Source organism: Deltaproteobacteria bacterium, from assembly GCA_019309045.1.
Classification (GTDB): Bacteria; Desulfobacterota; Syntrophobacteria; order BM002; family BM002; genus JAFDGZ01.
Genome location: JAFDGZ010000091.1, coordinates 1 through 10,755, shown reverse-complemented (window position 1 = coordinate 10,755; position 10,755 = coordinate 1). Strand labels below are relative to the sequence as shown.

10 protein-coding genes and 1 tRNA gene are annotated in these 10,755 nt (G+C 53.1%); 6 read left to right on the top strand and 5 right to left on the bottom strand.

The window, feature by feature from the left end; all coding sequences use genetic code 11:
- From JRI89_14795 to JRI89_14785, 3 genes are all read left to right on the top strand, one after another.
- Positions 1–2,329, top strand: a 2,329-nt coding sequence (locus tag JRI89_14795; protein MBW2072506.1) for a hypothetical protein, incomplete at its 5' end; no start/stop codon positions are given.
- A gap of 172 nt (positions 2,330–2,501) precedes the next feature.
- Positions 2,502–3,152, top strand: a complete 651-nt coding sequence (locus JRI89_14790; GenBank protein MBW2072505.1) for a hypothetical protein — start codon at positions 2,502–2,504, stop codon at positions 3,150–3,152.
- Between the two features lie 113 nt (positions 3,153–3,265).
- Complete coding sequence (locus tag JRI89_14785) at positions 3,266–3,631, top strand: hypothetical protein (protein MBW2072504.1); 366 nt, start codon at positions 3,266–3,268, stop codon at positions 3,629–3,631.
- A 70-nt stretch (positions 3,632–3,701) separates the two neighbouring features.
- Here the strand turns inward: JRI89_14785 and JRI89_14780 are convergent, their stop codons facing one another.
- Together JRI89_14780 and JRI89_14775 are read right to left on the bottom strand one after the other, a co-directional pair.
- Positions 3,702–4,352, bottom strand: a complete 651-nt coding sequence (locus JRI89_14780) for an NYN domain-containing protein (protein ID MBW2072503.1) — start codon at positions 4,350–4,352, stop codon at positions 3,702–3,704.
- Between the two features lie 173 nt (positions 4,353–4,525).
- Positions 4,526–4,675, bottom strand: a complete 150-nt coding sequence (locus JRI89_14775; GenBank protein ID MBW2072502.1) for a ribbon-helix-helix protein, CopG family — start codon at positions 4,673–4,675, stop codon at positions 4,526–4,528.
- 285 nt (positions 4,676–4,960) lie between these two features.
- Between JRI89_14775 and JRI89_14770 the strand changes: the two genes are divergently transcribed.
- Both JRI89_14770 and JRI89_14765 read left to right on the top strand, forming a co-directional pair.
- Positions 4,961–5,248: a hypothetical protein gene (locus JRI89_14770; protein ID MBW2072501.1), complete on the top strand. Its 288-nt coding sequence runs from the start codon at positions 4,961–4,963 to the stop codon at positions 5,246–5,248.
- A gap of 47 nt (positions 5,249–5,295) precedes the next feature.
- Positions 5,296–6,531 (top strand): site-specific integrase, encoded by a 1,236-nt coding sequence (locus JRI89_14765; protein MBW2072500.1) that lies wholly within the window; start codon positions 5,296–5,298, stop codon positions 6,529–6,531.
- Positions 6,532–6,570: 39 nt separating this feature from the next.
- On the opposite strand, the gene JRI89_14760 is transcribed toward JRI89_14765, so the two are convergent.
- The 3 genes from JRI89_14760 to JRI89_14750 form a co-directional block, all read right to left on the bottom strand.
- Positions 6,571–6,658: transfer RNA gene (locus JRI89_14760), tRNA-Leu, on the bottom strand.
- A 262-nt stretch (positions 6,659–6,920) separates the two neighbouring features.
- Positions 6,921–8,030 carry a radical SAM protein gene (locus tag JRI89_14755; GenBank protein MBW2072499.1) on the bottom strand — a complete coding sequence of 370 codons (1,110 nt, stop codon included), beginning with the start codon at positions 8,028–8,030 and terminating at the stop codon, positions 6,921–6,923.
- Positions 8,031–8,055: 25 nt separating this feature from the next.
- A complete protein-coding gene (locus JRI89_14750; GenBank protein MBW2072498.1) occupies positions 8,056–8,595 on the bottom strand; it encodes an AAA family ATPase in 540 nt (179 codons plus the stop codon).
- Positions 8,596–8,798: 203 nt separating this feature from the next.
- Here JRI89_14750 and JRI89_14745 point away from each other — a divergent pair, with 203 nt between their 5' ends.
- Positions 8,799–10,112 carry a sigma 54-interacting transcriptional regulator gene (locus JRI89_14745; GenBank protein ID MBW2072497.1) on the top strand — a complete coding sequence of 438 codons (1,314 nt, stop codon included), beginning with the start codon at positions 8,799–8,801 and terminating at the stop codon, positions 10,110–10,112.
- Positions 10,113–10,755 lie beyond the last annotated feature (643 nt).

The window sequence follows — 10,755 nt, the reverse complement described above, 5'->3', positions numbered from 1 at the left end:
CAAGAAGCTCGAGGATACCGCCAAGGAGGCGACTGAAGCCCAGCAAGAGGGTGTAAAGAAAGTAGTAAGGGCCTACAAGGATGCAGGCAAGGACAAGGAAAAGATAGCCAAAAGTACAACAGACACTGAGATCAAGGAAAGTGACAGGGCAGTCAAGAAGCTGAAGTACAACATTGAAGACGTACTGGTTGAGACAAAAGACGCCAACAAGCAGAAGGAGAAGGAGGACAGGAAATACTATCAGGAGCTCGCCAGGCAAGCTGATAAATCACTCGACCGCTACCGTGAAAATTTACTGCAGCAGCTCAAATGGTTTGTGGAGAATCACGAAAAGCAATTGAAGGCAGAAGAAGACTATGCCGAAGAAATGCTCAAGCTGGAAGAGGAGAGACTGGAGGAGCTCAAAAGAGAGCAGCAGCGCTATACAGATGAGGCAAAGCAAATCTACCATGGCCTCGAAGATGCTCTCCGCGCCATGAGTGATGAGACATATGAGCAGAAGCTGGCCAGCCTCGATGAGGAGTACAGTAAAAAGAAGGCGCACCTGGAAGCGCTGGCACAGATGGATCAGAACTATGCCGACGGAGTGGCGCTGTTGGACCAGTGGTATTATGGCGAGCGCGCCAAGTTAAGACAGGAGGAGATAGCTGAACACGGTTCATTTATAGACAGGCTCGTAGCCGACTGGCAGCGCTACAGCAGTGAGGCTGGCGATTTCAACGCTGTCGCCTACAATCATTTTTCAAGCTTCATCTCGAGTGCCAGCAGCGCATGGACTGACAGTTTCTACAATCTGCTCACAGGAAACTTCGACGACCTAGGCGACCTGTTCAAAGACCTCCTGGACAATATGCTGGATGAATTTCTCCGCACCATAACCAGGATGGCCACAGAGGCTGCAGCAATGCAGATAGTTGACTGGGTGTCTGCTATCTGGGCAAGTGAAGGTATCTGGAATGTAAGGGGAAGCGACAGGGGCATCCCTGTCATAGCGCATCCAGGCGAGATGATCATTCCTAAAGAGGTGGCGGATGCTATCCGCGAGCGCATAGGTGGTGGCGGCGACAGGGACTCGCGTGCTTTTAACGCCTTGCGCAGTGCTATAAACGATCTGCCAGACCGTGGCCTGCAAGGCTTCCTGCAGGGCTCTGCAAGGGCATGGGGCATGATCGGACTGCGTGGACTGAATCTCACGCTTGATAGAACCATTACTCCCGCCCAGTTTCTTGGTGGCTGGTTGGGCTCACGTTCGATACTCAGCAGTGCCTTCATGGGCGGCATCCCGGGCGCCCTCGATGCCAGCCTTGGCTTTGGTCCTGCTGCGCGGGTAGGTAGGGGACTTGCTGGCGCTCTTGCCGTGGCGCTGGGACTACCTGCAGGCGCTCTCGCACCGGCGCTGGCGTTCGGTATTGCTGGCTCGTTTCTGGGTGATGCCGTAGCAGATTTTCTCAATATACGTCAGGACGAAGAGCTGCGGGACTATTTCGAGAGCGCCTATGGTTACATAAAGGGCAGGCAACTTTATGCCACAGTACAATATTTCAAGCGTCATATCGAGCTGCCACGCCTGGAGGATATTGGCCTCACCAGACGTGTCAAAGCGATGTTTGCCCAGGGCTATCTGGAAAAGGCATTGCGCGAAGTTCCTGCTCTGGCTGACCTCGGCGGTGGCGGCCAGCCGGGAGCGTTGACCAAAGGTGGCCTTTATGGTCCTGGTGGTTGGGGCATAGGCGCAGGAATCAGGGGCGGGGGCTGGATGGACGTTGGCATTGGTGGCCCAGGTGGCGGCGGTCCGGCACCAGGAGGACGGGGCCACGAAGCAGAGGGCGGCTGGGGTAGTGGTCCTGGCTATCAGGCTGGCATTTCCTATATTGGCCGCACAGGTACTGCTACTGTGCATACTGGCGAGATGATCCTGGATAGGGCAAGTGCCACGGCGCTCAGGCGCTATGGTATACGGCTTTCTGTTACCGGGTTTGCTGATGCTGTTGCGGAGTTCAAGAAGGCTGTTGCAGGTATGCAAACCATTATAGAACAGGGTGGCGATTTCAAAGATGTCCGCTATGGCCCTGTCACTGGTAACGTCGAAATAGGCGACTATTGGCGGCGTTCGCGTGCAGGAGAACTGTATGGCTGGCAGCAAGCTTACGTGGGCTGGCAAATGGGCCATTTTCCGGTTGGCGCTGAAAGGCGGAGACTCATGCAGGAGGCACAGAATGTCAACGTGCATGTTTATCTCGATGGACAGCAGATAAGCACGAGTGTCGTCAAGGAGATAACCAAGAACCCCGAGCTTACCATGGCTATGAACGGTAGTTACGGAGGATGATGTATGGCTGCCGTTGAAATGTATGATTATGTAAATAGCGTTTCGAGCAAAGGGGCAATTCAGATTTAAGTTAAGAGAGGGGGAAAATATGGGGAAAGTCATCGAATGGTTGAAAGGGGACCAAAAGGCAGCGCCAAAGACTGATGAGCTTTTATCCACAGGAAGAGAGCTCATGGCGAAGCTGGAGCAGCTGGCGGTAGAGGAGAAGAATCTTGATGCAGCCATCGAAGAACTGCAACTGGGCAAAGTGCTCAATGGCGAAAGCGGTAAAGAGCTCCAGGCGCTGCAGCTCAGGAAGCTGGATCTTCCCGCAAAGCGCAAGGCGCTCGAGAAGGCGCTCGAGAAGGTGAAGAAAGGACTGCTTGAGGCTGCCGAGGTCGAGCGCAAGACATTACTCAAAGACTGTGACAAACGGCAGAACCGACTCAAGAAGCAGCAGGCCGATGTGCTCCCGAAAGTGCAAAGGCTGCTGGCCGAGCTGGCCTGCTACGCAGAAATTCTTGACTGCTGCAAGGCGGACGACCTCCGCCGTCACCTGCTGTCGACGGACCTGCTCGACTGGATCCGGGGCATGGTCCACAAGGATGTGGACGGCTTCGATAAAGAGCTGACCCTGGCCAAGCGCCGAGTCTCCGCCTACCGCCAGGGCAACCTCAAGGCGAAGATAGGCAAAATCACAACCGAGCGCACCAGGCTCAGGCACCGTGTTTTTACCACCGCCGATGTGGACAAATGGCTGGAGACGGGCCAGTTCCCTGTGGAACCTGCAGAACCCGAGCCGTTTCGCGTGACCGTCAACTGGCGGCCAGATGCTGCAGGATGAAAAGGTGTTCCGTCACCTAGGGCAGTTGATTGCTGGCATTAGGATGACTGCCTGGACAAAGCCGCAAAAGTGAATGCGCCAAACGTGCCGTGTAGAGGTGGCCGGACTCATCAATGACACTCAGGAGACACGCCAGGGGATCATGGCCGGCTATGATGCAACGCCGACTCACGACATTAGAGACAAACCGTGATTCCGGCTGCAGGCAGGTCTCGAAAGCGCCTCCACCATCAGTAAGATACTTGCAGTTCAAAGCGCTGGACTGGCCGAAGAAAGTCGGAACAGTCGAACCGGTGTTTGACTTCGACTTGGACATATTCAGCATGTGGCTGACAGACCTGAATCCACTTTATGTCTGGCTCGGCTATAACAGCAGGCCGAAAGAGATAAGACTGAATGAGCCGTCTAGAGAGAAGGTTGACCAGTTGATACAGCGCCTGCGCTCTAACGGCATAGAAGTCAAAGAGAAGGAGATGTGAAAGGATCCCTTATGATCCTCGATGTAGCCAATGAGTTATGGATAACGAGAGAGAGACTTTTAAGCAGATATCATCCTGATGAGGCATTTGTCCCATCACCCGAAGGCCATTTGACTTCTCTGAATATATCGGTATGTTCCTTCATTGCCGCCTTAACACCATGGTTTAAAGTTACCAGGACGATTTGTACGCCCTCACGTCTAGCAAATTTCATAACTGGAATAAAGTCAGCATCGCCAGTAACCAGAATGATTCGATTTACAATGTTTTTACTAGACAACCAAGCAATGTCGAGGCCGATTTTCATGTCAACTTGCTTTTGTTCGAGATCTGGAACTAAGTCTTCTGCCACAACTGATCTCCGCTGTCGCATAAGTTCGCGACTGGCTTTTTTACCTATTTTCCATCCCTTAAAAGATAGAACGCCTTTTCTGAAAGCTATATGGTCCATACGAGCCAGGCTAGTCTGAAGTGCCGTTTCTGTCTTAAATATGTTGGTCTGCGAAAAGTCGATTGTGTGGCCTGATAGAGGATTTGTTTCGATTAAGCCATAAGGAGGGCAATCATAATAGTAGACTCTGAGCAACTCTTCCTGCTCGTCGGCAGAAACACATGCAAGGGCAAACTCAAAAACCTGGGCAGCACTGGGGCGTTCATGAAGCCTCTCTTGCAGCTTCTTGAGTACGAATCTTCCGTCAAGCATCACTGCTACTTTTTTCATGGACCGCCCCAAAAGCTAAATAGCCCCTTCCGCACTATATATCAACAAAAGCGTACGAAAGGGGCGCTTATCGCATGGTCGTGCCATAGGGCACTCTTTATAATCGCCATTTTTACACTAAATGTCAATAGCCAAATTTGCAAAAAATGGACCATAAAACTGTCTATACTGCTTTACTGCTCTTTTCTCCAGTCAATCCCATGCTCGAGCAGATACTTCTCAGCGGCTTTCTTGAGGATACCTGAAACAGAAGAAAACTCCTGTTTTGCCAGTTTCTCCAACGCCTTTTTCATCTCTGGTGGCATTTTGACCGTGACGTTCACTAGCATAACTCCTTTAATAGCGGTTTTTTTGGTCCCTTGTCAATAAAATAGCTTGACATAGATATTTTAGTAGTCTATAGTAGTCTTTAAGACAACCAATGTCAACCAGAATTCCCAAAAGGCAGAACGTGAACCGCAAAGACCATATATCTCGTGAGTGTCCTCCAGGGGCGACCCTTGAGGCTGGCAGTTCTGCGCCAGGGGAAACACTCACGACTTTGGAAAGCCCCCCACACTGGCCGCATGCTGGAGTGGGGGTTTCTTTTTCAGAAAGGAGCGTGAACTATGAAATGTGAAATGTGTCAGCGGCAAGGTTTGAGTGCAACAGAGGCGCGTGAAGCAAGTGTGCGCGTTTACATGGAGAAACCCTTCGGTGAAGCAGAGGATCGAGTGGTCAATATCTGCTACGACTGCTGTGACGAAGGCTACCCTGCAACATGGTGCATTGTACAAGACATGAGCGATGAGCAGGCAGCGCTCTTTGCAGCAGTATGGAAGGCCATAAAGAGCGGCGATAAGGACGCGAAGGCGGCTATCAGAGAGGCTGCTGCTGCCGCAAGAAAAACGCCCTGAGAGAAGACTTTAAACAAAATTTCAGTTAAAGAAAGGAGCGTGAGAGTATGGCAATTCTCGCAGAATGCCCCACATGCCACAGGAAGCAAGCCACTAGGAACAAGGTCTGTAAGTGTGGCGAGAATATGGACCGAGCCAAGAAGTCACGCCGGGTGCGCTACTGGATCCAGTACCGGCTGGACGGCGGCCGGCAAAAAAAAGAATACGTGGGCAAATCCATAGAGAAGGCAAGGACTGCCGATGCCGCCAGAAGAACCCAGAAGCGGGAGAACAAGCTCGAGGACATGCTGGATATACAGGCGGAGGGCAGAAAGACCTTCGCCCAACTCGGCGAGTGGTACCTGGAGTTGGAGCGGGTGCGCTACGAGGCTCAGGGCAAAAAGAGCCTCAGGCGCAAGCGGGACTGTATAAAGAATTTCAATGCGGTATTCGGCGACCGTATAGTCAAGGCCATAGCGCTGCAGGACCTGGAAGCCTACAGGCTGATGCGACTGCAGGCAGGGATCAGTCGGCGCACCGTGGACTACGAGATGGGCGAGGCGAAGCGCATGGTAAACCTCGCCTTCGACAGCAACATGGTGAGCGGAAAAACCGTGCGGGTCTTCAAGCGGGTAGGCAAACTCACAGAGCCCGGGGGCAATGTACGAAAGCGGGTGCTCGAGCTTGAGGCATACGTGCGACTGCGGGAGCATCTGCCGCCACATGTGCGGCCCCTTTTCGACCTGGCGCTCTATACGGGCATGAGGCCGGGGGAACTCATCCCTGTGAACAGGGCCAACAAGCAGGAGGGCACCAGGGGGCTCACCTGGGACCGGGTGGACTTCAAACGGCGCCTGATCCACCTTCGGGCCGAAGACACGAAGACAGGCGAGGCCAGAGATGTGCCCGTGACAGACGAAATCCTGGGTGTGCTGCAGAAGATACCCAGGGATATGCGCTCAAGGTATGTGTTTACCTTTCTGGGGAGACCGTTGAGTGACATTCGCGGCGGGGTAAAAAATGCTTGCAAGGCCGCCGGGATCCCCTACGGCATGAAGAGAGCAGGCGGTTTCGTCTTTCGTGACCTGAGAACCACAGCGGACACCCTGATGGTGAGAGCCGGTGTGCCAGATGTCTACCGCAGGACGCTTCTGGGCCACAAGCAATGGGGCATGGACAGGCATTATGTGCATCCGGATTTCGAGCGGGACCTGAGGGAGGCCCTGGCCGGATATACCTCGTGGCTACGGCAGCAGCTACAGGATGTTACCCATAGCGTTACCCAAGCAGCGAATGTGGGCTAGTTATGGTTACGGCTGGTATCTGTAAAGGCTTGATTTTACTGGTGCCTGGGGCGGGAGTCGAACCCGCACGGGACATGGTCCCAAGGGATTTTAAGTCCCTTGCGTCTACCAATTCCGCCACCCAGGCCCCTGAGGCATGGCAACTGGATGCAATCTAGATTGTTTGGTGCAGGTTGTCAATGAGTGTGGATGTCTGTCGACATATCCAGGCAGCACCTGGGAGACGGTTCGACGTACTCGGCTCAACCTGCAAAGAGTGTGAAGACTTCGTGCTGCGATTCGCAGTTACAGTGACCTGATTTGGTGATTCACTTTGAAGCAATTACTCACCCAGCACTATGTCCCGAGTAAATAAGTTCGCCACTGAACTTATGAATCGAAGGACTTTCTCACCAGTAGTCTTTGCCAAGAAGATGCACATTGCCGATGTGAACCTGTTTGAGTCCGGCCTGTTCAGCAGCCTGCTTGCAGCGCAGGGCATGAGTGCGTGAGGTGGTGGGCAGATCGCCCAGGTAGAAAGTCGGGTAGAAGGCGAGCAAGCTGTAAGGGATTTCAGGATCCAGTCGGACGAGGAAATCGGCAATGGCCGCTACCTCGACTTCATCCACATAGCCGGGGACCAGCAAAGTACTGGCAATGAGGAAAGGCGGCATGCGCCGCTCCGGAATCAACTTGCTGAGCGTGGCAAAATTTTCCAGGGTTTTGTGGTTGTTTACACCGCACAGGGCGAAATGCACCCCAGAATCCCAGGCCTTGAGATCAATCTTGATGCAGCCTCCAGAGTGCAGCGACAGCAAGGCCATCTTATCGAGGTACGGCTGCTGCACGCAGCCGTTGGTCTCCCAGCACACCCGGAGAACGCGGCCCTGCGCCCGCTGGATAGCGAGACTCGATGCCTTGATGGCATGGAGCACCTGCGGAGATGGATCACCGCCGAAGTAACAGATGCAGGTGGTCCTGTCATCCACGGCTGCAGCCAGGTTCCGGGCGTGCACGTTGCCGGCTGAGGAGGTGCGCTGTTTGAAGTGATAGTTCTGACAGAAGAGGCAATTAAAGGAGCAGGCCTCATAGAAGACCGCGAGATTCCTGTAGCCGTGTTCCGGCCCTTTTGAGACGGCATACTCCGGGTAGCCGCAGCCTGTGCCGGCAGCACAGGTGAAGGAAGCCACACAATTGGTAGGCAGAGGGTCGAAATAGAAAGACAGTCGACCTTCATGGGGCCTGCCTCCTCTGAGGATGCCCTTTGTCACATGTCGCAAGCCGCAATAGCCGCGACCTCCTTCCGGAATGGAGCAGCTGTGCAGGCAGAGCTTGCAGGTGAAACCGTCTGCAGCCCGGGGAGGCTCAGATGGCAGGCCGTACGGCAGACGGCTGTGCTGGTGTACCCTGTTGAGTTCCGGCCGGATTCTGGCAAAGTCGGTGCGAATGCAGCGAACGCAGAAGCCAATCACCTCTGATATGGTTGGCCTGTTTTCACCGCATAGACGGCAGGTACCCATGAAGACTATCCTTCAACCGCACAGTTCATGAATTGACCTCCTTCCAGATAGCAGAGATCTTGTCGAGGATAATCTCAGGAAGGAGATCCCTGGTTTTCTCCGACAGGGGCAGCAGTTGTACGTCGGGGCGTGTTTTGATCTTTTCTATAAAATTGTCGCCTCGCAAGGCAATGCTGCCGAGCACCACATTTTCGGAAGCAAGCACCTGCAGGAGTGTCTTCCGGAACAATTCAGAGAAACACTCCATCTTGCCGATCTCATCTACCACAACAATCTCCATGGTACTGTCCGGCACCATGGAGGGTACAGCAATTTTCTCGAGGTCCTCGAGGTTTACCCGGTATTTCCCCAGCCGAGGGCCGGCGGAGAGGTCCTGATGCGCAAGTATGCCGCGATTACCCTGTAGTGTAGTTATGGAAAAACCGACCCGGCGGCCTCCATCCTTGATTTCGGTGGTAAAGAATCCGGTGGCCCCTTTGTCCAACCGTTCCACAATGCGGGAGATAACAGTAGATTTGCCTGACCGGGGTGGGCCTGTGACAAAGATGTTTTTTCTCCACTTCACTGGATGCTTCCGCTCGGCAGCAGGGAGTGAGCAAATGTCTTCGAATCCATATTAACAGGATGACATGCAGCTTGCAAAGACTGAGACATGCCTTAAAATCTTGACGACATCTCTTCTGCTTTATAAGCTAGGTGTTGTCCTGAGTGTTGTTACTTTGAAACTGCCAAGCCTGCTGTACATTGCTGAACATGGAGACCCATGGCATGGATCTTTCTCTTGATAAGCTTCTGGCTGACAAAGAAAATCTTGAACGCATTCTCGACAGCCTCATGGAGGGCATCATCGCCCATGATACTCAGCGACGCATCATCTACTTCAATCGAGCTGCTGAACAGATTACCGGCTTTAGCAAGGAAGAGGTTCTGGGCAAGGATTGCCACCAGGCCTTTGGCAGCCCATTCTGCGGCGGCAGATGCTCCTTTTGCGGAGAAACGCCACATTCCTGGACGCACGTTGACTATCCCCTCAATATAGTGACCAAAGACGGGGTGCCCAAAAGAATCGAAATGTCAGTCTCAGGAATGACTGATGGCAGCGGCTGCCTTACAGGAGTGCTGGCGGCTTTTCGAGATGTGACCGACCTGGTGGGCCTGCAGCTCAGACTGGGAAAACTCACGAGTTTCAGTGGCATTATCGGCCAGGACCACCAGATGCTGCAGATTTTTGAGCAGATAAGAGAACTGGCAACCAATGATTACCCTGTTCATATCACAGGAGAAACCGGTACAGGTAAAGAGCTGGTTGCAGCTGCCATCCACAACGAGAGCCAGCGCGGCGGCGGCCCCTTCGTACCAGTCAACTGCGGGGCCCTGCCTGAAGGAGTGCTGGAGAGCGAGCTATTCGGCCATGTGAAAGGAGCTTTTTCAGGAGCAATTCGCACCAAGAAGGGACGCTTTGAACTCGCCGACGGCGGCACTATTTTTCTTGACGAGGTGGCTGACCTTCCCAAAAACATGCAGGTAAAGCTTCTGCGGGTGCTGCAGGAGTCCACCTTTGAACGAGTGGGCGGTGAGCAGACAATCTCGGTAGATGTGCGGGTGATCAGTGCTGCCAATATTGATCTGAAAGAGGAGGTGGAGAAAAAGCGATTTCGCGATGACCTGTACTACCGACTCAATGTGGTTCCTATTCACCTGCCTCCTCTCAGGAAGCGCAAGAGTGACATCCCGCTTCTTATTGAGCATTTCTTGCAAGAGGCTGCCAGAGACGGCCAGAAGGTTGCTGGATTTTCCAAGAAAGCTCTTGCCTTGATGATGGAATACGACTGGCCCGGCAACGTGCGCGAGCTGCAAAACGCCATTCATTATGCCCTGGTGAAGTGCAAGGGCAAGATGATCCACGAACAGGACCTTCCCCTTGAATTGAGGAAAAGGAGTCCCCGTCGTGGCCCTGCAAAGAAACTCACCTCAGAGGCGGTGCAGGCTGCCCTGGAGCGAAGCGGCGGCAACAAGAGCAGGGCGGCAAGAATCCTGGGGGTAGGGAGGGCAACCCTCTATCGCTTTCTTGCTGAGTCCTAGGGTGTCTCATGAGACACTTTTGTCTCAAGAACATTCCTGAGACACCCTGATGGCTGCCTGTTTATAGCTGGCCTTTCACTGCAACACCACCTTTGCTTATTCTCCCCCAAGACTCGAGACTCGGCCCAGTTGGTTTTGGACCGCATGTGTCTCATGAGTGTCTCAGGTATTACGTTGAGACATTCCTGGCTTTTCCTCGTCAACGAGAATTAACTACTTGATATAATTTGGTTTAATTTTTCTCAAGAAGCTGCGCCTATAGTGGCACAGATCTTGTTGTAAGGAACAGCAATGCTTTTTAACCCCACGCCTGGTGGAGCAACCCATAGAAAGGAAAAGATAATGAGCAAAGAACATATCCCTGCAGGAACTTCTGTTCAGTGTGGTGTCTATAGGTGTAATGCGTGTGCCAACCAGCTGGAGATAGAGGCCGAGGAAGAAAAACTGCCGCAATGCCATGCTTGCGGAAGCTTTTCCTGGAGAACCCTGCGGTTGTCGACCGGCAAAAAACGGCAAACTGCCTAACGAAAAGGAGGAAGTCATGGCAAAGAAAAGATACGAGGTAAAGGGCGTCTGTCCCAACTGCGCCTGCGGCACGGTGTCGCATCTAAGTGAAGAAGAGATCAAGGCAAAGACCATAGAT

Bases quoted from the DNA above. Each gene is read 5' to 3' on its own strand.
- JRI89_14790 (MBW2072505.1), top strand. From the start codon at position 2,502: ATGGCGAAGCTGGAGCAGCTGGCGGTAGAGGAGAAGAATCTTGATGCA.
- JRI89_14785 (MBW2072504.1), top strand. From the start codon at position 3,266: ATGACACTCAGGAGACACGCCAGGGGATCATGGCCGGCTATGATGCAA.
- JRI89_14780 (MBW2072503.1), bottom strand. From the start codon at position 4,352: ATGAAAAAAGTAGCAGTGATGCTTGACGGAAGATTCGTACTCAAGAAG.
- JRI89_14770 (MBW2072501.1), top strand. From the start codon at position 4,961: ATGAAATGTGAAATGTGTCAGCGGCAAGGTTTGAGTGCAACAGAGGCG.
- JRI89_14765 (MBW2072500.1), top strand. From the start codon at position 5,296: ATGGCAATTCTCGCAGAATGCCCCACATGCCACAGGAAGCAAGCCACT.
- JRI89_14755 (MBW2072499.1), bottom strand. From the start codon at position 8,030: ATGGGTACCTGCCGTCTATGCGGTGAAAACAGGCCAACCATATCAGAG.
- JRI89_14745 (MBW2072497.1), top strand. From the start codon at position 8,799: ATGGATCTTTCTCTTGATAAGCTTCTGGCTGACAAAGAAAATCTTGAA.